Raw genomic sequence first — 23,245 nt, 5'->3', positions numbered from 1 at the left:
CCGGCCCGGTCAGGGCAGCGGGGCCGGGCTGTAGCCGGCCGCGCGCAACGCCTCCAGCACCTGGGCGGAGTGCTCGGTGCCGCGGGTCTCCATGTCGATCGTGATGTGCACGCCGCCCATGGACAGCTCCGGGCCGACGCGGGTGTGGTCCACGCGCACCACGTTGGCGTCCGTGTCCGCGATGATCCGTGAGATCGTGGCCAGCTCGCCCGGGCGGTCCCGCAGCGGGATGCGCACGGTCATGTAGCGCCCCGCGGCCGACAGTCCGGCCTGGATGGACTTCAGCATGAGCATCGGATCGATGTTCCCGCCGGAGAGGATCACGGCGGTGTTGCCGAGCTCGAAGCCCAGGTCCGCCGTGCGGCCCGCCAGCAGGGCGGCCACCCCGACGGCGCCCGCCGGCTCCACGACGAGCTTGGAGCGCTCGAGGAGGTGGACGAGGGCCGCGGCGATCTCGTCGTCCGTGACGGTCACGACGGCGTCCACCAGCTCGGCGGCGATCCGCAGCGGCAGGGCCCCGGGCCTGCCGACGGCGATGCCGTCCGCGATGGTGGACACGCTCTCCAGCACCTGGACGCGGCCCTCCTCGAGGGAGCCGGGGAACGCGGCGGCGGTGGCCGCCTGCACGCCGATGACGCGCACCGTGCGCCCACGACGCCGGGCGGCCTCCTTGAGGGCCACGGCCGTGCCGGCGATGAGCCCCCCGCCGCCGATGCCCATGATCACGGTGTCCACGTCCGGCAGCACGTCGAGGATCTCGAGGCCGACGGTGCCCTGGCCCGCGATCACGGCCGGGTCGTCGAACGGCGGGATGAACACGGCACCGGTCTCCGTGGCCCACCGCTGCGCCTCGGCGAGGGACTCGTCCACGGTGGAGCCGTGCAGGACGACCTCGGCGCCGTGGTCCCGGGTGGCCTGCAGCTTGGGCAGGGCGACGCCGTGCGGCATGAAGATGCGGGCGCGGATGCCGAGCTTGGCGGCCGCGAGGGCGACGCCCTGGGCGTGGTTGCCGGCCGAGGCGGCCACGACGCCGCGGCCGCGCTCCTCCTCGCTCAGCTGCGCCATCCGCACGTAGGCGCCGCGGACCTTGAACGAGCCGGCCCGCTGCAGGTTCTCGCACTTCAGGTGCACGTCCGTGCCCACGGCCCGGGAGAGCGCCCGGGAGTGCTGCAGCGGGGAGAGCTCGGCGATCCCGCGCAGCGTCTCGCGCGCCCGCTCGATCTCCTCGAGGGTGACGGGCAGCGCCGTCGGGGCCGGCGGGCCGCCGGCGGGCCGCACCCACCGGGGCGACGGCGTCGGGACGGTCCGGTCCGGGGTGTCCGTGGCCTGCGCCGCGCCCATCAGGCGTCGTCCCCGTGCCGGGTGCCCGCGTCGGCCTCGGAGGCGAGGGCGGCGTCGTCGTGCGCCGAGGGGCGGTCCCGGTGGGAGCCGGCCGTCTCGTCCTCCGCGCCGCCCGGTTCGAGGGCGTGGCCCGTCCGCTCCGTGAGCTCCTCGGGGGTGTCGGCGGTGAGGGCGCGGACGAAGCTGTTCACGAAGGCCAGCACCGGCACGGCGAACACGGCGCCCGCCAGACCGAGGACGGTGGAGCCGGCGGCGACGGCCAGGAACACGGCCAGCGGGTGCAGCGCGACGGCCTTGCCCATCACGAGCGGCTGCAGGACGTTCGACTCGATCTGCTGCACGAGCAGCACCACGCCCAGCATGAGCAGCGCGTTGACCAGGCCGTTGGACATCAGCGCCAGGAGCACCGCCATCGCGCCGGTCAGGGTGGCGCCGATCATCGGGATGAACGAGGCCAGGAACACGAGCACGGCCAACGGGATGGCCAGCGGCACGCCCAGGATCAGGGCACCGATGCCGATGCCGACGGCGTCGATGAACGCCACGAAGATCTGGACCCGCACGTAGGAGCCGAGCGACTGCCAGCCCGAGCGGCCCGCGCGGCCCACGGTGGCCCGGTGCGCCTTCGGCACGAAGATCAGCAGGAAGCGCCAGATGCGGTCGCCGTCGTAGAGGAAGAAGATCAGGGAGAACAGGGCGATGAACAGGCCCGCACCGATGTTGACGGCCGTGGAGCCGAACGAGACGGCGCTGTTCATGAGCGTGGCGGAGTTGTCCCGCAGCGTCTGCCACAGGCCCTCCAGCCCGGCACCGGAACGGGGGATCTCCACGCCCACGCCGGCCAGCCAGGCGATCGCGTCGTCGACGGCCTGGCCCAGCTGGCCGCCCAGTTCGGCGAAGCCCTGGACGATCTGCTGACCGGCGAGCCCCATGAGGCCCACCACGACGACGACCAACAGCAGCACGCACAGCAGGGCGGCCGCGACGCCCGGCACCTTGATGCGCCGCATCGCCTGGAACACCGGGGCCAGCAGGGTGGCCAGCAGCGCGGCCACGAGGATCGGGATCACCACGAGGCTCACGAAGCCCAGCAGGTACACCACGACGCCGATGCCGATGACGACGGCCACCAGCCGCCAGGACCAGGCCGCGGCCACCGTCAGCCCGTAGGGCACGTCCTTGTCGATCTTGGTCTGGGCCGCCAGGGTCGAGCTCACGCGCGATCCTCCTCGTGTGGGTGGTCGGGGACATGGGGGGTCAGACCCCACTGGACGCTCCAGCGGGCGTGCGGGGCGAGCCGGTGCAGGCCCTCCCCCGAGTTCAGGGCGTCCGCGGGAGCGGTGAGCGGCTCCACCGCGAGCGCCGTGTCACGGCCGGGCAGCCGGTCCGTGACGAAGACGTGGGTGTAGGCGAACGCGTGGTCGGACCACAGGGTCACGGCGCGGCCGTCCGCGGCGAGCAGGGTCTGGCGGTGCCGGCCGTCGGCGTCCGGGGTCAGGCCGGTGAGGCACACGTCCAGGGCGGCCTCGCCCACGGCCCGGCCGCGGCGGAAGTCCAGCTCGGTGCCGTCCACCGGCAGGGTCTCCACGGGGATGAGGTCCTCCCCCGTGCGGATCCAGGCGTCCGCGGGCACGCGCAGGCTCAGCTCCGCCGTCGGGACGTCCCCGATGCGCAGGAACGGGTGGGAGCCGACCGCCACGGGCACGGTGGCGTCCGTGTGGTTCTGCACCTCGGCGGTGACGGTGAGGCCGCCGTCCGCCTCGAGCTCGTACGTGACGCGGTGGGTGAGCCGGAACGGCCAGCCGTGCTGGGGGTGGATCTCACCGCGCAGGGTCACCGCGTGGGCGGAGAACGTCTCGGTGACGAAGTGGGTGTTGCGCAGCAGGCCGTGGCTGGCGTGGCCGCGCGCGGGTTCGGTGACGTCCAGGCGCTGCTCGACGCCGTCCAGGATCCAGCGGGCGCCGGCGACGCGGTTCGGCCACGGGCTCATCTGGATGCCGTTGGCGGCGGGCGGGACCACGTCCGGGCCGTACGGCTCGGTGAGGTCCACGCCGGCCACGCGGTACCTGCGCAGGGCACCGGCCAGGCCGACGACGACGGCCTCCGCGGACCCGCGGTGCAGGCGGTGCTGGGTGCCGGTGGCGTCCGGGGCCCCGAAGGCGGGCAGGTCGCTGGTCTCGGTCACGGGACCTCCTGGGTGACGGCGAGGGACCCCCTCAATCTACGCCCTCGCGGACGCAGACCGCCCCGGCCTGTGCAGGACCGGGGCGGCGGTGCGGGTCTCCGTGCGGGGACGGGACGGACGGGTCAGTCGTCGCTGCGCAGGATGGAGAGGATGCGCAGGATCTCGACGTACAGCCAGACCAGGGTCACGGTCAGGCCGAACGCGACGGACCAGGAGTACTTCTGCGGGGCGCCGTTCTTCACGCCCACGGCGGCCATCTCGAAGTCCATGGTCAGCGAGTACGCCGCGAGCAGCACGGCGATCGCTCCGATGATCAGGCCGAGGCCGCCGGTGCGCAGGTTCGCGATGCCCGTCCAGGTCAGGACCAGGTTGACGAGCATGAACACGAGGTAGCCCAGCATGGCCGTCATGACGATCTTCGTCATGCGCGGGGTGGGGCGGAACTTGCCCGAGGTGTACAGGGCCAGCATCACCGCGAACACGGAGACGGTGCCGAGCACGGCCTGCACCACGATGCCCGGGTAGGCCGCCTCGAACACGGCGGAGATGCCGCCGAGGAACAGGCCCTCGGCCAGGGCGTAGAGCATGATCAGCACGGGCGAGGGCTCGCGCTTGAACGAGTTGACCAGGCCGAGGACGAGGCCGGCGATCGCGCCGATGATCATCAGGCCCGGCGAGAACCAGCCCACGGCGCCCGCCACCACGACGAGCACGAGCATCAGGCCGGTCTTGCCGACGACGTCGTTGAAGGTCATCCGGCCGGTCTGCTCCGGGCCGGCGGAGGGCGCGCGGAAGGCGTCCTCCATGGACTGCTGGTGCGCGTACTGCTGGGCCGCCTGGCCGGCGCCGAACGCCTGGGCCTGGCCGTACGGGCTCTGCTGCTGGCCGTACGGGGACTGCGCGGACTGCTGCCCGCCCTGGTACCAACCGGGCTGCGCCTGTCCGCCGCCCTGCATCTGCTGCTGGAAGTTCTGAGAGTTCATGACCGGATTCGCCACGGCTCACTCCTTCGGGTCGAGTCGGCCCGGTCGCACGCCGCCGCAGTGAGCCGCGTTCGTGCCCCGGGGTTCAGCACGATCCTATCGGGAGGTCTGTGTCCGCGCGCGGGGTCGGAGCGTGGATCCGCGCCGGTTCACCGGCTGTTCACGGTGGGCGCAGAAGCGAGGCGCGCGGGGAGACGCGTGGTGCCCCCGGCGGGACTCGAACCCGCAACACGCCGATTTTAAGTCGGCCGCCTCTGCCAGTTGGGCCACGGGGGCGTGGCGGGCCCGTGGACGCGGGCCCGGGTGCGGACGACGCCGGCCCCGCCCGATGCGCTCGGACGGGGCCGGCGGCCCGCTGGCTGCGGGATCAGCCCTTCGAGGACTCGAGGGCCCGCTGCCGCTCGAAGCGGCCGGGCTCGAGCTCGACGCCCGCGGCGCGGCGGAACGGGTTGAACGGGGTGTCCAGGCCCGCCACCGAGGTGGAGTCACGGCCGAACAGGGTCTCGGCGACCCAGCCGGACAGGATGCGGAACTTCCGCTCCAGGGTGGGCATCGCGTAGCCGTGGTAGCCGCGGTGGGCCAGGAACGCCGGGATGCCGGCGATCTTGGTGCCCAGCGGGTTGCCCACGCCGCGGCCGAAGCCCAGCCCCGCCACGGTGCCCAGGGACTTGTGCACGTACTCCTGCACCTCGCCCTCGCCGTGGCGCACGGCCATGTAGTTGGCGGCCAGACGCTTGGCCTGACGGATGGCGTGCTGGGCGTTCGGGACGCAGAAGCCGCCCGGGCCGGCCCCGGTCAGGTCCGGCACGGCGGAGACGTCGCCGCAGGCCCACGCACCCTCGAGCGCGCCGGCCTCGCCGTCCTTGATCTGCAGGGTGGGGGTGGCCTCCACGCGGCCGCGGTCGTCCACCGGGAAGTCGGTGCTCTTGACCACGGAGTTGGCCACCACGCCGGCGCACCACACGAGGGTGTCCGCCGCGAAGGTCTCCGCCTCCTCCTTGGAGGGCATGGCCACGAGCTTCATGACGCCGTCCGTGGCGTCGCCCAGCGAGGTGTTGAGCAGGACCTCGATGCCGCGGTCCTTCAGGTGCTCCACCACGCCCTGGGCCTGCTCCTCGGAGACCTCGGGCATGATGCGGCCCATGGCCTCGACGAGGACGATCCGGATCTCCGACTGGGAGAGGCGCTCGTTGCGCTCCACGGCGTTGCGGATGAGGTTCTCCATCTCCGCGATGGCCTCGATCCCGGCGAAGCCGCCGCCCACCACCACGAAGGTCAGGGCACGACGACGGGCCTCGGCGTCCACCATGAGGGAGGCGGCGTCCAGGCGCTCCAGGATCTGGTTGCGCAGCTGGACGGCCTCCTCGACCGAGCGCAGACCGATGCCCTGCTCGCCCAGACCCGGGATCGGGAACACGCGGGTCACGGCGCCCGCGGTCATCACGATGTCCTGGTACGGGATCTCGAACTCGTCGCCGCCCTCGCCGCGCACCACGGCGGTGCGGCCGGCGTGGTCCACGGACACGACGGCGCCGCGGACGACCTCGGCGTCCTTGAGGTGCGTCTGCAGGTCCACGTTCACGTGGCGGCCCTCGATGTGGCCGCCCACGACCTCGGGCAGGAACGGGTAGTACGTCATGTACGGGCGGGGGTCGACGACGGTCACGACGCCGCCGCGCTCGGCGACCTTCTTCTGCAGCTCGCGGGCGACATGGAACCCGGCGTAGCCGCCGCCGACGATCAGCAGGCGCGGCTTGGGAGACAGTTCAGGGGTGAGAGACATACCGCCAGTCTACGCACGCACGGGCCCGGCCCCTCCACTCTCCGCCGTCGTGGTCAGGACCGCAGCGAGAGCACGATCCCGTCCAGGATGTCGTGCTCGCTCGCCCAGGCCTCGGTGACGCCCGCGACCTCGGCCACCCGCTCCAGGACGGTGCTCCACAGCAGCGCGCCCGCGCCGATCACGTCCACCCGTCCCGGGTGCATGAACCCCCGCTCGGCGCGTTCGGCCCGGGTCGCCGCCACGAGGCCCTCCGCCGCCGCGCGGAACTCGGCGATCGGCAGGCGCGCACCGTGGATGGCCTCGGGCTCGTACGTGCTGAGCCCGAGGGCCTCGGCGGTCACGGTGGTCACCGAGCCGGCCACGCCGACCACGCGCGCCACGCGTTCCAGCGGCAGGCGGGCGGCGGCGTCGTCGAGGAGACGGAGCGCGTCTGCGCGGGCCGCGGTGACCTCATCCGACGTCGGGGGGTCGGAGCGCAGATGACGCTCGGTGAACCGCACGCAGCCCATGTCCAGGCTGACCGCGCCCACGACCTCGCCCGCGGGCGTGCCGACGACCAGCTCGGTGGAGCCGCCGCCGAGGTCCACGACGAGCACGAGGTCCTCCGGGCCCAGGTCCGCGGTCTCGACGGCGGAGACGGCGCCCGCGAAGGACAGGCCGGCCTCCTCGGCGCCCGAGACGACCTCCGGCTCGACGCCGAGCCGCTCCCGGACGCCGTCGACGAACGCGGCCCGGTTGGAGACGTCCCGGCTGGCGGAGGTGGCCACGAACCGGACCCGGCCGGCGTGGTGGCGCTGGACCAGGCGGGCGTACTCGTCGACCGCCGCGAAGGTGCGCTCCAGCGCGGCGTCGGAGAACGCGCCGGTGGCGTCCACGCCCTCGCCCAGGCGCACCACGCGCATCTCGCGCACGACGTCGGCCAGCGGCGCCGCCGGGTCGGCCCCGGCGCCGGTGGTCTCGTCCGTCCCGGCCGGCCGGGAGATCAGCAGGCGGATGGAGTTCGTGCCGCAGTCCACGCCGGCCACCGTCACCTCCTTCAGCGCGGCGACGCGCTCGAGGTGCTTCACGTGCCGGGAGAGGTCCTTCGTGGGCACCGCCGCGGCCTCGTCCCACGCGCCCTCGCACGCGCAGACCTCGGGCGTCCACCACGGGGCCACCAGGGCGATCGCCTCGTCCCCGAGCGGGTTCACCCCCGGCCCGGCCGCGAGCGCGTGGCCCACGAGGGCGTGCAGGCACTTCACGCGCTCGGGCATGCCGCCGGCCGAGACCCCGGCGATCTCCGGGACGGGCCCCGTGCCGGCCTCGGCCCCGACCCGGTCCCGCTCGGCGATGTAGGCCTCGTGCGCCGCGCGGTGCGCGGCCGCGAGCGCGGGGTCCTGGGCGAGGCGGTCGTTCATGCGCGCCATCTCCCCGTCCGCCTCCACGCGCGAGACCGCCGCCGTCAGCACGGGGTGGGTCAGGTAGAAGGTCGTGGGGAACGGGATGCCGTTGGAGAGCCGCGGCGCGGTGGTGGCCACGAGGGGGTTGCCGCACACGCAGCGGGCGCCGATCTCCACGACGTCCCGGACCGGGCGGCCGAGCTGGCGGGACAGGGTGTCCAGGTCCTTCTCGGTGACGGTGCGGTCCTGGGCGGGGCGGGGGCTGACGGTCATGGTGTCCTCGGGGGTGCGGGGGTGGTGCGGGCGGGGGCGGGGCGCGGGGCTCACTCGAGCCCGGCGCGGACGGCCGAGTCCCACAGGCCCTCGGCCCACGGCAGGCGGGTGTTGACGACCTCGTCCGCGCCGGCGGCGGGCGTGTCCTCGGTCTCGGTCGCGGTGTCGGTCTCGGAGGGCCGCCCCGTCACGGAGTACAGGGTCTCCCCCGGCATGACCAGCTCGAGACGCTCACGCGCCTGCTGGGTCACGTAGGCGGGATCGTCCCACAGCTGGATCCGCCGTTCGTAGTCCTCGCGCTGGGCCTGCATGGTGGCGATCTCCTCGCGCGCGGCCGAGATCTCCAGCTGCTGGTTCAGGAACGCGCGCAGCGTGGGCGCCACCAGGACGGCGGCCACCAGCAGCACGGCGACGACGATGAGCGAGCGGCCCGTGATCTGCCGGGCCGGCACCGGCTCCGGCAGCGGGGCCCGACGGCGGGCGGCCGTGGCGGCGGCGGATGCGGCGCGGCGGGGGGCGGGCCGGGGCCGACGCCCGGCCGGGCGGGCCAGAGCCGTGCGGCGCGGGGGTGCCGACGGGGATGCGGGGGCGGCGGTGTCCTCGGCGGGGGCCGTGTCGGCCCGGTCCACGTCCGGGTGACCGGCCTGGCGGCGCTCCTGGATGCTCTGCAGGTCGATGACCTCGGCGTCCGTCGCCGCGGGCGCCGGCGTGGGGGCCGCAGGGGCCGCGGGGGTCGGCGTGGGCGCGTCCGCCTTCGGGGAGGCCGTCGTCGGGGCCGCCGGGGCCGCGACGACGGTCCGGCGCGGGGCGCCCGTCGTCGGGTCGACACGGGGCACGCGGGGGCGGCGCGGACTCATCGCGGACTCCTTCGGACGCGTGGCGGGGACCCTCCCAGCCTACTGCCCGCCCCTGACAGGATCCTGGCCACACCCGGGACGGACGCGGGCCCGCCCGGAGGGATCCGGGCGGGCCCGCGCGTCGTCGTCGGGGACGGTCAACCGCGGAAGCGCGGGAAGGCGGAGCGGCCCGCGTAGACGGCGGCGTCGGCCAGGTCCTCCTCGATGCGCAGCAGCTGGTTGTACTTGGCCACGCGGTCCGAGCGGGCCGGGGCGCCGGTCTTGATCTGGCCGGCGTTGGTGGCCACCGCGAGGTCCGCGATGAACGTGTCCTCGGTCTCGCCCGAGCGGTGCGAGATCATGCAGTGGAACATGTGGCGCTGGGCCAGGGAGATCGCGTCGAAGGTCTCGGTCAGGGAGCCGATCTGGTTGACCTTCACGAGCAGGGCGTTGCCGGCCTTCTCGTCGATGCCGCGCTGCAGCCGCTCCACGTTGGTGACGAACAGGTCGTCGCCCACCAGCTGGACGCGATCGCCCAGCTGCGCCGTCAGGTGCTGCCAGCCGTCCCAGTCGTCCTCGTCGAGCGGGTCCTCGATGGAGACGATCGGGTAGTTGTCCACCAGCTCGGTGTAGTAGGCGGCCATCTCCTCGGCGGAGCGCTGCTGGCCCTCGAAGGTGTAGGAGCCCTTGGCGAAGAACTCGGAGGAGGCGACGTCCAGCGCCAGCGCGATGTCCTCACCCAGGCGGTAGCCGGCCTTCGTCACGGCCTCGGCGATGAGGTCCAGGGCGGCGCGGTTGGACTCCAGGGACGGGGCGAACCCGCCCTCGTCGCCCAGGCCGGTGGACAGGCCCTTCTCCTGCAGCACGGTCTTCAGGGCGTGATAGACCTCGGTGCCCCAGCGCAGGGCCTCGCGGAAGGACGGGGCGCCGATCGGGGCGATCATGAACTCCTGGATGTCCACGTTGGAGTCCGCGTGGGCGCCGCCGTTGAGGATGTTCATCATCGGCACGGGCAGCACGTGGGCGTTCGGGCCGCCCAGGTACTTGTAGAGCAAGAGGTCGGAGGCCTGCGCGGCGGCCGCCGCGACGGCCATGGACACGCCCAGGATCGCGTTCGCGCCCAGCTTGCCCTTGTTGGGGGTGCCGTCCAGGTCCAGCATCGCGCGGTCCACGGCGCGCTGGTCCGCGGCGAACTCGCCCTCGAGCTCCTCCGCGATGCCCCCGACGGCGGCGACGGCGTCCAGCACACCCTTGCCGCCGTAGCGCTTCTTGTCCCCGTCACGGCGCTCGACCGCCTCGAACTCGCCGGTGGACGCGCCCGAGGGCACGGCCGCGCGGCCCAGGGAGCCGTCGGTGAGCAGGACCTCCACCTCGACGGTGGGGTTGCCGCGCGAGTCGAGGATCTCGCGAGCGTGGATGGCGTCGATCAGGGCCATGGACGGGTCTCCTTCAATCGAAGTCGGAAGTCGTGCCCGCGGCGTGGACACGGCCTCAGCCTAGCGGGGACCTCAGGTTCCAGTCGGCCGCGCGCCGGCGACAAGACCGCCGTTCCCCCCTGCTGCGATGTCGCTGGGGCGCGGTCGGGGCTGCGGCCGGGCCGGAGCGGCGCCGCGTCAGCCGGACGGGCGCAGGGCCGACCAGTCCCCCGCACGCACCCGCGCCACCGTGGTGCGCAGGGCCCGTTCGGGGTCGAGCCCCGCCGCCCGGGCCCGGCGCACCAGCGCGAACAGCTCCGCCCCGAGCGCGGCCTCGTCGGGCCACACCGCCGCCGGGCGCTCCCCCGCCTCGGCGGCCGGCGCCGGGACGTGCGCCGCGAGCGGGTCCGGCTCCTGCCGGGCCGCGCGGTCGACCACCTTCGCGGCGGCGGCCAGCGCCGGCAGCCGGGCCGGGATGTCGCCGACGTCGAGGCCCGGGCCGGTGCCGCCGTCGCCGTGGGCCGGGGCGGCGGACGAGAGCCCCGCGGCGGCCCGCTCCTGCGCCTTGACCCGCTCCCAGGCCAGCTCGACGGCCTCGGGCGTGACGGCGGCGAGCTCCTCGGCCGGGCGCAGGCCGCCCTCGGGGGTGAGCACGAGCGGGTTGCGCCGGATCATCTTGGCGGTGAGGGCGTCGGCGGCGTCGTCCAGGCGGAACCCGGCCGTCTCCGCCGGGGCGCCCGGCGCCCGGGAGACGGCGGCGTGCAGGACCACCTGGAACAGGACGTCCCCGAGCTCGGCGGCCAGGGCGGGGTACGCGCCGTCGGCCCGACGCGCGGGCACGTCGGCCCATGCGGCGGCGTCGCGGGACTCGATCTCCGCCACCGCCTCGTACGCCTCCTCCACGAGGTACTCGGCGAGGTCGGCGTGGGTGAGCGCGGCCGTCCACGGGCAGTGGTCGCGCAGGGCCTCGACCACCGCCACCAGACGGTCCACACTCGCGCTCACGGGCGGATCAGTCGTCCTCGTCCTCGTCGTCCAGCTCCTCGAGGACCGGGCCGACGGCGTCGCCGGAGATGACCTCGCCCCAGCCGGCCACGAGGATCTCGGCGAGGTCCTCGCGCTCGTCCACGGACAGGAAGGCGGCCTCGGCGGCGTTGAGCTGCAGGTCCAGCAGCTCGGAGAGCGAGTAGCCGAAGGTCTCGGCGAGCAGGTAGAGCTCGTCGGTCAGGGACACGTCCGAGACGAGCCGGTTGTCCGTGTTCACGGTGACGCGGAAGCCGAGCTGCACGAGCAGGTCGATGGGATGGCCCGCGATGCCCGCCGCGGCGTCCACCGCGCCGGTCTGCAGGTTCGAGGACGGGCAGACCTCCAGGGCGATCTGCCGGTCCCGCACCCACGCGGCGGTCTCGCCCAGGTCCACGATGCCGGTCAGCTCGTCCAGCTGCTCGCCGTCCTCGTCCACGCCGCCGTACTCCACCGAGATGTCCTCGGCCAGGCGCACGCCGTGGCCCAGACGCAGGGCGCGGCCGTCCACGAGGGCCGAGCGGACGGAGTCCAGGCCGTCGCCCTCGCCCGCGTGCACGGTGACGGGCAGGTGGTGGGCGGCCAGCCACGTGAAGGTGTCGGCGAAGCGGGAGGGCGGGAACCCGGCCTCGGCGCCCGCGATGTCGAAGCCCACGACGCCGGCCTCGCGGTGGCGCACGGCCAGCTCGGCGATCTCCTGGGCCCGGTCGGCGTGCCGCATCGCGGTGACCAGCTGGCCCACGCGGATCACGTGGCCCGCGGCGTCGGCGGCCTCGACCGCCTCGTCCAGGCCGGCCTGCACGGCCTCGACGGCCTCGTCCAGGCTCAGCCCGCCGGCCAGGTGCTGCTCGGGGGCCCAGCGGATCTCGCCGTAGATGACGCCGTCGGCGACCAGGTCCTCGACGAACTCGCGGGCCACGCGGCGCAGCTGCTCGCGGGTCTGCATCACGGCGGTGGTCAGGGCGAAGACCTGCAGGTACTTCTCGAGGGACTCGCCGTTGGCGTGCTCGGCGATCCACTCGGCCAGGCCCTCGACGGTGTCCGCGGGGACCTCGACGCCGGCCTCGCGGGCCAGGTCGAGGACGGTGCCCACGCGCAGGCCGCCGTCGAGGTGGTCGTGGAGGGAGACCTTGGGCAGGACGGCCAGGTCGACCTCGAGCGGGGAGGGGGATGCGGTGTCCGGAAGCTGCGTCGTCGTCACGGGCGTCACTCTACGGCAGGGCGCTCAGCGCAGGGCCTCCTGCTCGGCCAGGGTGAGGCCCTTCACCCCGGCGCCCAGCCGGCGGCGCAGCAGGGCCTTGAGCAGCCGGTCCAGCAGCAGGCCCACGAGCGCCGCGCCCGTCACGGAGGCGGCGATCTGCAGCACCGGGTTCTCCAGCCAGCCCGCGGTCAGGCGCGCGATCATGATCGAATACGCGGCCCAGCTGGCCGTGGAGAGCAGGTCCAGCGCCACGAACCGCACCGGCGGATAGCGGGTGGCGCCGGCGGTGAAGTTGAGGGCCACGCGGCCGCCGGGGATGAACCGGGCGGTGAACAGCAGCAGCGCGCCGTGACTGTGCAGGTGGTGCCGGGCGACCTCGACCGTGGCCCGCACCCGCCGCAGCCGCATCCACCGGAACCGCTCCACACCCACGGCACGGCCGATCCCGTACGCGGCCACGTCCCCCAGGAACGCGCCCGCGAAGCCGACCCCCCACAGCGCCCACAGGGAGAACGGGTGCCCGTCGCGGACGATCGCGCCGAGGGCCACCAGCACCGACTCCGACGGGAAGATCGGCACGATGCCGTCGAGCAGGCACAGCAGCAGCGTCAGTGGCAGGACCCACCACTGCGCGGAGGCGTGGAGGATCGCCTCCTCGAGCCACGCGAGCATCCGGTCAGCCGATCCGGTCCAGGATCACGGAGCGCTCGCGCAGGGTCCGGGCGGCGGCGTCGTCGAGCTCGCCGACGGCCCAGCCGCCGGCGAGCGCGGCCTTCGCCCGCTCGAAGCGCTCCGGCGTGTCCGTGTGGAGGGTCAGCACCTTCTGACCCCGGGCCACGCGCTCGCCGGGGCGCACGTGCACCTCGACGCCGGCCGCGGCCTGGACGGCCTGGCCCTGCCGCTCCCGCCCGGCGCCGAGGCGCCACGCGGCCAGGCCCACGGCCATCGCGTCCAGCTCGGTGAGGACGCCGTCCGTCTCCGCGACGACGTCCTCGCTGTGGGCCGCCGTCGGGAGGGCCGCGCGCGGGTCGCCGCCCTGGGCCTCGATCATCCGGTTCCACACGTCCATCGCCCGGCCGTTGGCCAGGTGCTCGGCCGGGTCCACGTCCGTGACCCCGGCGCCGGCGAGCATCGCGGCGGCGAGCGCCACGGTGAGCTCCACGACGTCGGCCGGGCCGCCGCCGGCGAGCACCTCCACCGACTCGCGGACCTCGAGGGCGTTGCCGGCCGTCCGGCCCAGGGGCACGGACATGTCCGTGAGCAGCGCCGAGGTGTCCACCCCGGCGTCCCGGCCGAGATCCACCATGGTCCGGGCCAGCTCGCGGGCGGACGCCTCGTCCTTCATGAACGCGCCCGAGCCGCACTTGACGTCCAGCACCAGGGCGCCGGTGCCCTCGGCGATCTTCTTGGACATGATCGAGGAGGCGATCAGCGGGATGGCCTCCACCGTGCCGGTGACGTCACGCAGGGCGTACAGGCGCTTGTCCGCCGGGGCCAGGCCCGAGCCGGCCGCGCAGATCACGGCGCCCACCTCGGAGAGCTGGCGCAGCATCGCCTCGTTGCTGAGGTCGGCCCGCCACCCGGGGATCGCCTCGAGCTTGTCCAGGGTGCCGCCGGTGTGCCCGAGGCCGCGGCCGGACAGCTGCGGCACCGCCACCCCGAAGGAGGCCACGAGCGGGGCCAGCGGCAGGGTGATCTTGTCCCCCACGCCGCCGGTGGAGTGCTTGTCCGCGGTGGCCAGGGGGCGGCCGTCCGGGGTGGTGAGCCCGCCGAAGTCCATGCGCTCACCCGAGGCGATCATCGCGTCCGTCCAGCGGGCGATCTCGGCGCGGTCCATGCCGTTGAGCAGGATCGCCATGGCCAGGGCGGACATCTGCTCGTCCGCCACCACGCCGCGGGTGTACGCGTCCACCACCCAGTCGATCTGCTCGGGGGACAGCGTCCCCCGGTCCCGCTTGGTGCGGATCACCTCGACGGCGTCGAAGGGCTCGGCCTGCGGCTGCGCGGTCATGGGGTTCTCCTCGGAGGACGGCTGCGACGGTCAGCCTCCGACTCTAGCGAGCGGGCCCGGGAGCGCGCCGCAGGTCAGGGACGGTCCGCCCGCTCCAGGTCGGCCGGGCCGAAGGCGTCCGGCAGCACCGCGTCGATCCCCCGCTCCCCCGCCGGGGTGAGCAGCACGAGCCCGGGGGCGCGGAACTCGTACAGCAGCTGGCGGCACCGCCCGCAGGGCATGGTGAGCACGCCCTCGCCGTCCACGCACACGAACGCGGCCAGTCGGCCGCCCCCGCCCATGCGCAGGTCGGCCAGCAGCGCGCACTCGGCGCACAGGGTCAGCCCGTAGGACGCGTTCTCGATGTTGCAGCCCGAGACGAGGCGGCCGTCGTCGGTGAGCGCGGCGGCGCCCACCCGGAACCCCGAGTAGGGCACGTAGGCGTGCTCCGTGGCGGCCAGGGCCGCGGCCCGCAGCCGGTCCCAGTCCACGCGCGGCGCCGTCGTCGTGTGCTGCCCGTCCGCCACGGCTACTCCTTCACGTACGGCACGCCCGAGGCGGCCGGGCCGCGCGAGCGGCCCACGAGGCCGGCCACGGCGAACACCGTGACGAGGTACGGGAGCATCGCCATGAACTGGCTCGGCACCGGGGTGCCGAGGATCGCCAGGACGTACTGCATGTTGGTGGCGAAGCCGAACAGCAGCGCCGCGAAGAACGCGCCGATCGGGTTCCAGCGGCCGAAGATCACGGCCGCGAGCGCGATGAAGCCCTGGCCCGCCGTCATCTCCTTGGTGAAGGACGACGCGGAGACGAGCGTGAAGAACGCCCCGCCCATGCCGGCCACCGCGCCGCCCAGCAGGACGGCGGCGTACCGCGTGCGGTTCACGTCGATGCCCACGGTGTCCGCGGCCTTGGGGTGCTCGCCCACGGCGCGCACGCGCAGGCCCCAGCGGGTGCGGAACAGGGCGAACCACAGCGCGATGACGAGCAGGTACATCGCGTAGCCCAGGATCGTCTGGTTGAACAGGATGGGCCCGAGCACGGGGATGTCCGCCAGGCCCGGGATCCGCAGGTTCGGGAAGTGCGGCGGCGCGTTGAGCTCGGTGTCCCCGCCCGTGAGGACGGTGGAGTACAGGAAGCTCGTCAGGCCGGCCACGAGCACGTTGAGCACGACGCCGACGATCACCTGGTTGACCAGGTACTTGATCGAGAACACGGCGAGCAGCCAGGACACGAGGACGCCGGCCACGATCGCGGCGGCCAGGCCCGCCCAGGGCGAGCCGGTGGCGGTGCCGACGACGGCGGCCGTGAACGCGCCCGCCAGCAGCTGACCCTCGATCGCGATGTTCACCACGCCCGAGCGCTCGGCCAGGATGCCGGCCATCGAGCCGAAGATCAGCGGGACGGCCAGCGCGAACGAGCCGGCGATCAGGCCGGTGAGGAACACGGTGGTGTTGTCCGCCGAGCCGATCACCCAGATGAGGAACGCGGCCACGAAGGCGACGGCGAACAGGGCCGCGGCCCAGCCGGGGGTGCGCCCCGAGCGCAGGGTCGCCAGCCAGGCCACCGCGGTCAGCAGCGCCATGAGCCCGACGAGCAGCCAGCCCCCCAGCACGGGGTCGGCGGTCAGGTCCGGGAGCACGACGGCGTCGGACGCGTTCGAGAGTCGGAAGGTCGCCGCCGCCTCGGGGGCGCCGAGGGCGAAGACGGCCAGGGCCAGCAGGGTCAGGATCGTCAGGGCGATCGGGGTGGTCCAGTGCCGGACCACGACCCGGGCGGGCTCGGCGGCCTCGGGGCGGACGACGTCGGCGTGGGGCCGGGCGGCGGTCGCGCTCATCGGGCGTCCCCCTTCTGCTCGTGCGGGCGGTGGGTCGGGGCCGTGTCCGTGGGTGCAGTGGTCGGAGCCTGCGGGTCCGCGACGGCGGCGGTCGCGGCCTCCTGGACGCCCGTGGACGGGGCGGCGGCGTGGCCGCCGGCGCCGGTCAGCGCGGCGCCGGCCACGGCGGGCTGGGTCACGGGGTCGGCCGCGCGGCGGGCGCGCGCGGCGCCCGGGGCGGGCAGCCGGAAGATGGCGCGCACCAGCGGCGGGGCCGCGATGAGCAGCACGATCACGGACTGCACCACGAGGACGATGTCGACCGGCACCCCGGTCTCGGTCTGCATGGTCACGCCGCCGGCGCGCAGGGCGCCGAAGAGCAGGCCCGCGAACAGCACGCCCACCGGGTGGGACCGGCCGAGCAGCGCCACCGTGATCGCGTCGAAGCCGAAGGACCCGGCCACGGAGGTGTTCAGCGTGCTCTCCGTGCCGGCCACGTGGGTGGCGCCGGCCAGGCCGGCGAGGCCGCCGGAGATCGCCATGGCGGCCAGGTAGGAGCCCTTGACGGAGATGCCGGCCGTGCGGGCGGCGTCCGGGTTGGCGCCCACGGCCCGCAGGCGGAAGCCGAGGGTGGAGCGCTGCATCAGCCACCACGTGAAGAGCACGGCCAGCAGCGCGACGAAGAAGCCCCAGTGCAGCCGGAAGTCGGTCCCCAGCAGCCGCGGGAACATGGCGGAGCGGTCCAGCGGCGCGGACACCGGGTTCGTGGTGCCGGGCGCCCGCAGGACGGGGGTGTTCAACAGGTAGGCGAGCAGGTTCACCGCCACGTAGTTGAGCATGATCGTGAGGATCACCTCGTGCGCGCCCGTCCAGGCCTTGAGCACGCCGACGACGGAGCCCCACAGCACGCCGCCGAGCACGCCCATCACGACGACGAGCAGCAGGTGCACGCCGGCCGGCAGGTGCAGGTGCACGCCGAACCACGCGGCGAACATGGCGCCGAAGATGAACTGACCCTGGCCGCCGATGTTGAACAGGCCCGCCCGGAAGGCGATGGCGATGCCCAGCGAGATGATGATCAGCGGGGTCGCCACGGTGAGGGTCTCGGTGAGCGGGTAGAGCATGCCCGTCGCGTCCGAGGCCCGGTAGTTGAAGACGGCGCCGCGGAACAGGGCCGCGAAGGCTCCGGCGAACGCGGCCCAGGCGGCGGAGAGCAGGTCGCCCGGGCGGGCGAAGAAGTAGCCGGCGGCGTCGCGGACGTCCTCGTCCACGGCGATGATCAGCAGGCCGGAGATCAGCAGGGACAGCAGGATCGCCAGGGCGGTGACCGTGCCGTTGCCCGAGAGGATCCGGCGCAGGGCGGAGTCGGCGGGGGCGGGCCGGGCGGCCGCGTCGGACGCGGGGGCCGGGCGCTGCGGGGCGGCGGTGCTCACGGGCGCTCTCCTTCCGTGGTGGGGTGGGCGGCGGGCGCCTCACCGGCGGTGCCGGGCGTGCCCGCGGCGACGTCTGCGCCGGAGGCGAGGGCCGCGTCGTCGGGGGTCTGGCCGGCCATCATGAGGCCGAGCGTCTCGCGCGAGGTGTCCCCCGGCACGATGCCGACGATCCGCCCGTGGTACATCACGGCGATCCGGTCCGCCAGCTCGAGGACCTCGTCCAGCTCGGTGGAGACGATCAGCACGGGGGTGCCGGCGTCGCGCTCGGCGATAATCCGGTCGTGCAGGAACTCGATCGAGCCGACGTCCACGCCGCGCGTGGGCTGCGAGGCGATGAACAGGCGCAGCCCGTCCACGAGTTCGCGGGCCATGACGACCTTCTGCTGGTTGCCTCCCGAGAGGGAGGAGACCGGCAGGTCCACGCCCTGGGTGCGGACGTCGAACTCGGCCACGCGGCGCTCGGCGAGCGCCCGCACCGCGGCGGGGCGCATCTGCACGGCGTTGCCGGCCGGGGCGACGTCGTACCGGTTGAGCACCATGTTCTCCGCCACGGAGAACGGGCCGACGAGCCCGTCCGTGGAGCGGTCCTCGGGCACGAAGCCGACGCCGGCGCGGATGATCTGGCGGGTGGACCGGCCGATCAGCTCCCGGCCGTCCAGGGTGACGGAGCCGGTGGCCTTGACCAGGCCCATGATCGCCTCGGTCAGCTCGGTCTGCCCGTTGCCCTGCACACCGGCCACGGCGAGGACCTCGCCCTGGCGGACGGCGAAGGACACGGCGTCCAGCAGCACCTGGCCCGTGGGCGAGACGACGGAGAGGTCCTCGACGCGGAACGTCTCCTCCCCCAGGGTCGGGGCCGTCTTGCGCCGCTCGAGGACGACGTTCCGGCCCACCATGAGGGCGGCCAGCTCGGCGGCCTCGGCGGAGGGCTCCGCCGTGCCGACCACGCGGCCGCGGCGCAGCACGGTGATGTCGTCCGAGACGGCCTTGACCTCGCGCAGCTTGTGGGAGATGAACACGATCGCCGTGCCGTCCGCCCGCAGCTGCCGGATGATGCCGAGCAGCTCGTCGGTCTCCTGGGGGGTGAGCACGGCGGTCGGCTCGTCCAGGATGAGGATGCGCGCGTCGCGGACGAGGGCCTTGATGATCTCGACGCGCTGCTGCACGCCCACGGGCAGGTCCTCGACGACGGCGTCCGGGTCCACGTCGAAGCCGTACTGCGCGGAGATCTCCCGGATCCGCCGGCGGGTGGCCTCGAGGTCGAGCACGCCCAGGGCGCGGGTGTGCTCGTCGCCGAGGGCCACGTTCTCGGCCACCGTGAAGACGGGCACGAGCATGAAGTGCTGGTGCACCATGCCGATGCCCGCGCGCATGGCCTCGCCGGGGCCGGAGAACCGGACGGGCTCGCCGTCGAGCAGGATCTCCCCCTCGGTGGGCTCGTAGAGCCCGAAGAGGACGTTCATCAGGGTGGACTTGCCGGCGCCGTTCTCGCCGAGGAGGGTGTGCACCCGCCCCGACTCCACGGTCAGGTTCACGTCCTCGTTCGCGGCGAACGAGCCGAAGCGCTTGGTGATCCCGCGCAGTTCGAGCCTCATCGAGGGCCTTCCGTCTGGTCGATGCTCGTGGTGCCGCGCTCGGCGGCGGGGGCGGGCCGGGCGCCCGCGCGCCGCGGGGCCGGTCCGGAGGGGTCCGGGCCGGCCCTGCGGCGGTGGCGAGGCGGGTCAGGCCTCCGGGGAGTACTCCGAGCCGACCTTCAGCTCGCCCGAGACGATCTTGGCCTCGAGATCCTTGAGCTCGTCCTTGAGCTCCTGCGGCACCGTGTCCTCGAAGTCGTGGAACGGGGCCAGCTCGACGCCCTTGTTCTCCAACGTGCCCACGTAGGGCTCGGCCGAGAACTCGTCCTTCAGGTCCGCGGCGATCACGTCGGCGACGGACTGGCCCATGTTCTTCTTCACCGAGGTGAGGATCAGGTTGCCGTCCTTGGTGGACTCGTAGCCGTCCGAGTCCGGCCAGATGACCTTGACGTCCTTGCCGCCCTGGTTCGCCTCGCGGACGGCGTCCAGGGTGCCCAGGCCCACGGGGCCGGCCACCGGCATCACGATGTCGGCGCCCTCGTTGATGAAGTTGGCGGTGTTCGTCTTGCCGTTGGCCACGTTCTTGAAGTCGCCCGTGAAGGAGCCGGTCTTCGCGTCCTTGTCCCAGCCCAGGACCTTGACGTCCTTGTCCTTGACCTCGTTGTAGTGCTCCACGCCGCGGGCGAAGCCGTCCATGAAGATGGTGACGGTGGGGATCTCCATGCCGCCATAGGTGGCCACGGTGCCGGTCTCGGTGGTGCCCGCCGCCAGGTAGCCGGCCAGGAACGCCGCCTGCGCCGTGTCGTAGGTGAGCTTCTGGAAGTTGTCGGAGAAGCCCTCCGCGGTGACGTCCACGCCGAAGAAGTGGGTGTCCGAGTGCTGCGCGGCGATCGGCTTCATGGCGTCGCCGAGGAGGAAGCCCACGCCGATGACGGCGTCGCAGTCGGCGTTGACCATGGCGGTCACGTTCGGGGTGAACTCGCTGGGCTCGTTCGACTCGGCCTCGCTGGTGGTGATGCCGTAGGCCTTCTCGGCGGCCTTGAGGCCCTCGTAGGAGGACTGGTTGAAGGAGCGGTCGTCGAAGCCGCCCTCGTCCGAGACGATGCAGGCCTTGTAGTCCTTGTTGTCCGAGCCGACGCCGTCCACGGTGGCGATGGCCTCGCTCTCGGCGGCGCCGGAGCCCGAGGCCTCGGACTGCTCCGGCGGGGCGCCGCACGCGGTCAGCAGCAGGCCGGAGACGCCGAGCGCGGCGACGGGGAGCAGGAGACGACGACGGCGCGCGGCCGACGGGGTGGCGATGCCCATGGGGTCCTCATTTCGGAAGGCACGGTGCGAGGCCCGCGGCCGGTGGCCGCGGAAAGACGGGGCCCGTGCGGGCGGCCCCGTCCGGATGAGCGCGAGTCTACCGAACGGTGGGCCCGTCCCCTCCGGCGGGTGCGGGCGGCGGGGTCAGTGGTGGTCCTCGCCCGTGAGCACCTGCAGCGCGGCGGCGGTGAAGACCCGCATGCCCACGCCGATGGCCCGCTCGTCCGGCGCGTAGTCCCCGCGGTGCAGATCGTAGATGGGGCCACCCGGGGACCGGGTGCCGAGGCGCAGCATGGAGCCGGGCACCTTCTGGGTCATCCAGGCGAAGTCCTCGCCGCCCATCGACTGCGGGGTCAGGACGATCGCCCGCGAGCCGAGCTCCCGCCGCGCCGCGGTCTCGATCAGCGCCGTCTCGCCCTCGGTGTTGTGCACCGGCGGGACGCCGCGCACGTGCTCGAGCTGCACGTGCACGCCGTACGGCGCGGCCACCTGCCGGACCACCTCGTCGAGCAGCGCACCGGCCTCCTCCCACACGTCCGCGTCGAGGCAGCGCATGGTCCCGGCCAGGTAGCCGGTGTTGTCGATCGCGTTGGGCGCGCTGCCGGCGGCGATCTGCCCCCACACCACCGAGACGGCCGAGCGCACGTCGATCCGCCGGGAGAGCACGGCGGGCACGTTCACGGCGATCTGGGACAGGGCGAAGACCATGTCCTCGGTGAGGTGGGGCCGCGAGGTGTGCCCACCGCGTCCGGTGAGGGTGATCCGGATCGTGTCCGCCGCCGAGGTGATGGCGCCGATGCGGGTGCCGATCGAGCCGACGTCGACCTGGGGGTCGCAGTGCGCCGCCAGGATGCGGGGCACGTCGTCGAGGATCCCCTGGCGCAGCACGGCCAGGGAGCCGCCGGGCAGCCGCTCCTCCGCGGGCTGGAAGATGACGCGGACCGTGCCGTGGACCCGCTCGCCGGCCGCGCGCAGGTCGGCGTCGGCGGTGGCCCCGCGGAGGATGCGGCCGAGGGCGACGGCCACACCCGCCATGACGGCGGTGTGCATGTCGTGGCCGCACGCGTGCGCGACGCCGTCATTGACGGACACGTAGGGCAGGCCGGTCTCCTCCTCGACCGGCAGCGCGTCGATGTCCGCGCGCAGGGCCAGCACCACCGGCCCCTCCCCGACGTCCACGTAGGCGCCCGTGGACTCCATCCGCACGGGCGAGAGCCCGTAGCCGGAGAGCAGCTCCACGATGCGGTCGGTGGTGCGGTACTCCTCATAGGAGAGCTCGGGATGCCGGTGCAGGTCCCGGCGGAAGGACACGATCTCGTCCTCGAGCTCGGCCACCACGGGGCCCACCGAGGGGACGGAGGTCGGACGGGGCCCGGTCAGCACGGAGTCGGAGGTGGTCATGGCCCAGCACCCTACTCCGGGGGTGCCGGTCGGTGCGGGCCGGACCCGGCCCAGGGCGCGGTCAGAGGACCTCGTCCACGCCCTCCGCCTTGAGCGCCTCGACGGCCTTCTTGACCTCCTGGGCGTGCTCCGTGGTGGTGACCAGCAGCGCGTCCTCGGTGTCCACCACGACGACGTCCTCGATGCCGATCAGCGCGATGACGCGCTTCGTGTCCGTCACCACGACGCCGGACGCGTCGTCCGAGTACACCCGCGGGGTGTCGCCGATCACCGTGATGCCGGAGGCGTCCTTGACCGGGTTCAGGCGGGCGATCGCCGCGAAGTCCCCCACGTCGTCCCACGTGAAGGAGCCGGGGATCACGGCCACGTCGCCGACGGCGGCGGCGGGCTCGGCGACGGCGTAGTCGATGGCGGTCTTCGTCAGCTCGGGCCACACCCGGGCCATGACCTCGTCCCGCTCCGGCGTCTCCCACGCGCGGGCGATCTCCATCAGGCCGGCGTGCAGCGCGGGCTCGTTCTCCTCGAGGTGGGCCAGCATGAGGCCCACGGGCGCCACGAACATGCCCGCGTTCCAGAGGTAGCGGCCGGACTTCACGTACTGCTGGGCGACCTTCAGGTCCGGCTTCTCCACGAACGCGGCGACGTCGTACGCGTCCGGGGCGCCGGCCACGCGGAGGCGGCGGCCCCGGCGGATGTAGCCGAAGCCCGTGGCCGCGTGCGTGGGCTCAATGCCGATGGTCACGATCCGGCCGGTGGCCGCCGTCTCGACGGCCTGCCGCACCGCGTCCTGGAAGACCTCCACCGGGGAGATCACCTGATCCGCCGCGAACGAGCCCATGATCGTGTCCGGGTCGCGCAGGGAGAGGATCGCCGCGGCCAGGCCGATGGCGGCCGCGGAGTCCTTGGGCGAGGGCTCGAGCACCAGATCCGTCTCCGCCAGGGCCGGCAGCTGCGTGCACACCGCCTCCCGGTGGGCCTCCCCGGTCACCACGAGCATGCCCGCGGCCAGGGGCGCCAGACGGTCCCACGTGGCACGGATCAGGGTCTGGCCCGAGCCGGTGAGGTCGTGGAGGAACTTCGGCGCGGCGGCCCGCGAGAGGGGCCACAGGCGGGTGCCCACGCCCCCGGCGGGGATCACGGCGTGGAAGCGGGACAGGGCCGTGCCCGGCGCGGCCTCGCGCGGGGCATCGGTCAGGTTCGGATCGGTGCTCACCGGGCCAGACTACGGAACCGTCCGGACGGGGGACCACTCGCCGCGTCCCAGGCGGGGCACAGCCCAGACCGAACAGGACGGCGGCGGGGCGCCG

Annotated in this window: 19 protein-coding genes and 1 tRNA gene; all 20 read right to left on the bottom strand. The window is 73.9% G+C overall.

What is annotated here, in order from left to right:
* Nucleotides 1-9 precede the first annotated feature (9 nt).
* Nucleotides 10-1,341, bottom strand: a complete 1,332-nt coding sequence (gene ilvA / locus AC3RJ9_RS02240) for a threonine ammonia-lyase (RefSeq protein ID WP_123244295.1) — start codon at nucleotides 1,339-1,341, stop codon at nucleotides 10-12.
* A complete protein-coding gene (locus AC3RJ9_RS02235) occupies nucleotides 1,341-2,558 on the bottom strand; it encodes an AI-2E family transporter (RefSeq protein ID WP_123244294.1) in 1,218 nt (405 codons plus the stop codon). Before AC3RJ9_RS02235 ends, ilvA begins: the two co-directional genes overlap by 1 nt.
* On the bottom strand, nucleotides 2,555-3,526 hold the full coding sequence (locus AC3RJ9_RS02230) for an aldose 1-epimerase family protein (RefSeq protein ID WP_123244293.1): 972 nt from the start codon (nucleotides 3,524-3,526) through the stop codon (nucleotides 2,555-2,557). The genes AC3RJ9_RS02235 and AC3RJ9_RS02230 overlap by 4 nt, the downstream gene beginning before the upstream one ends.
* Nucleotides 3,527-3,648: 122 nt before the next feature.
* The gene (locus tag AC3RJ9_RS02225) at nucleotides 3,649-4,524 is read right to left on the bottom strand and encodes a Bax inhibitor-1/YccA family protein (protein ID WP_123244292.1); all 876 of its coding nucleotides are present in this window, start codon (nucleotides 4,522-4,524) and stop codon (nucleotides 3,649-3,651) included.
* Between the two features lie 184 nt (nucleotides 4,525-4,708).
* A tRNA-Leu gene (locus AC3RJ9_RS02220) sits at nucleotides 4,709-4,785 on the bottom strand.
* A 91-nt stretch (nucleotides 4,786-4,876) separates the two neighbouring features.
* Nucleotides 4,877-6,292 carry an NAD(P)/FAD-dependent oxidoreductase gene (locus AC3RJ9_RS02215; RefSeq protein ID WP_123244291.1) on the bottom strand — a complete coding sequence of 472 codons (1,416 nt, stop codon included), beginning with the start codon at nucleotides 6,290-6,292 and terminating at the stop codon, nucleotides 4,877-4,879.
* 53 nt (nucleotides 6,293-6,345) lie between these two features.
* Nucleotides 6,346-7,944 carry a DUF501 domain-containing protein gene (locus tag AC3RJ9_RS02210; RefSeq protein ID WP_095353414.1) on the bottom strand — a complete coding sequence of 533 codons (1,599 nt, stop codon included), beginning with the start codon at nucleotides 7,942-7,944 and terminating at the stop codon, nucleotides 6,346-6,348.
* 50 nt (nucleotides 7,945-7,994) lie between these two features.
* On the bottom strand, nucleotides 7,995-8,801 hold the full coding sequence (locus AC3RJ9_RS02205) for an FtsB family cell division protein (RefSeq protein WP_371469960.1): 807 nt from the start codon (nucleotides 8,799-8,801) through the stop codon (nucleotides 7,995-7,997).
* 137 nt (nucleotides 8,802-8,938) lie between these two features.
* Nucleotides 8,939-10,216: a phosphopyruvate hydratase gene (gene eno, locus AC3RJ9_RS02200; RefSeq protein WP_036339963.1), complete on the bottom strand. Its 1,278-nt coding sequence runs from the start codon at nucleotides 10,214-10,216 to the stop codon at nucleotides 8,939-8,941.
* Between the two features lie 177 nt (nucleotides 10,217-10,393).
* The gene (locus tag AC3RJ9_RS02195; protein WP_113913985.1) at nucleotides 10,394-11,200 is read right to left on the bottom strand and encodes a MazG nucleotide pyrophosphohydrolase domain-containing protein; all 807 of its coding nucleotides are present in this window, start codon (nucleotides 11,198-11,200) and stop codon (nucleotides 10,394-10,396) included.
* 7 nt (nucleotides 11,201-11,207) lie between these two features.
* A complete protein-coding gene (locus tag AC3RJ9_RS02190; protein ID WP_041102916.1) occupies nucleotides 11,208-12,419 on the bottom strand; it encodes an adenosine deaminase in 1,212 nt (403 codons plus the stop codon).
* A gap of 24 nt (nucleotides 12,420-12,443) precedes the next feature.
* The gene (locus AC3RJ9_RS02185; RefSeq protein ID WP_123244461.1) at nucleotides 12,444-13,091 is read right to left on the bottom strand and encodes a DedA family protein; all 648 of its coding nucleotides are present in this window, start codon (nucleotides 13,089-13,091) and stop codon (nucleotides 12,444-12,446) included.
* A gap of 4 nt (nucleotides 13,092-13,095) precedes the next feature.
* Nucleotides 13,096-14,430, bottom strand: coding sequence for a thymidine phosphorylase (locus AC3RJ9_RS02180; RefSeq protein ID WP_061866925.1), 1,335 nt, complete (start codon nucleotides 14,428-14,430; stop codon nucleotides 13,096-13,098).
* A gap of 74 nt (nucleotides 14,431-14,504) precedes the next feature.
* Nucleotides 14,505-14,936: a cytidine deaminase gene (locus AC3RJ9_RS02175; RefSeq protein WP_010079337.1), complete on the bottom strand. Its 432-nt coding sequence runs from the start codon at nucleotides 14,934-14,936 to the stop codon at nucleotides 14,505-14,507.
* 2 nt (nucleotides 14,937-14,938) lie between these two features.
* The gene (locus tag AC3RJ9_RS02170; RefSeq protein WP_061866926.1) at nucleotides 14,939-16,246 is read right to left on the bottom strand and encodes an ABC transporter permease; all 1,308 of its coding nucleotides are present in this window, start codon (nucleotides 16,244-16,246) and stop codon (nucleotides 14,939-14,941) included.
* Nucleotides 16,243-17,658, bottom strand: coding sequence for an ABC transporter permease (locus AC3RJ9_RS02165; RefSeq protein WP_136940002.1), 1,416 nt, complete (start codon nucleotides 17,656-17,658; stop codon nucleotides 16,243-16,245). Before AC3RJ9_RS02165 ends, AC3RJ9_RS02170 begins: the two co-directional genes overlap by 4 nt.
* A complete protein-coding gene (locus tag AC3RJ9_RS02160) occupies nucleotides 17,655-19,253 on the bottom strand; it encodes an ABC transporter ATP-binding protein (protein ID WP_036313325.1) in 1,599 nt (532 codons plus the stop codon). The genes AC3RJ9_RS02165 and AC3RJ9_RS02160 overlap by 4 nt, the downstream gene beginning before the upstream one ends.
* Before the next feature lie 126 nt (nucleotides 19,254-19,379).
* The gene (locus tag AC3RJ9_RS02155) at nucleotides 19,380-20,537 is read right to left on the bottom strand and encodes a BMP family lipoprotein (protein ID WP_061866928.1); all 1,158 of its coding nucleotides are present in this window, start codon (nucleotides 20,535-20,537) and stop codon (nucleotides 19,380-19,382) included.
* A gap of 144 nt (nucleotides 20,538-20,681) precedes the next feature.
* Nucleotides 20,682-21,938, bottom strand: coding sequence for an amidohydrolase (locus AC3RJ9_RS02150; RefSeq protein WP_061866929.1), 1,257 nt, complete (start codon nucleotides 21,936-21,938; stop codon nucleotides 20,682-20,684).
* A 61-nt stretch (nucleotides 21,939-21,999) separates the two neighbouring features.
* Nucleotides 22,000-23,151, bottom strand: a complete 1,152-nt coding sequence (locus tag AC3RJ9_RS02145; RefSeq protein ID WP_052520022.1) for a mannose-1-phosphate guanylyltransferase — start codon at nucleotides 23,149-23,151, stop codon at nucleotides 22,000-22,002.
* Between the last annotated feature and the right edge of the window lie 94 nt (nucleotides 23,152-23,245).

This window comes from Micrococcus sp. 63XJN7_6_ISO-PGPR-S23-444 (assembly GCF_058072765.1).
The sequence above is the reverse complement of the archived record's forward strand: the minus strand, read 5'-3'. Positions and strand labels throughout refer to the sequence as shown.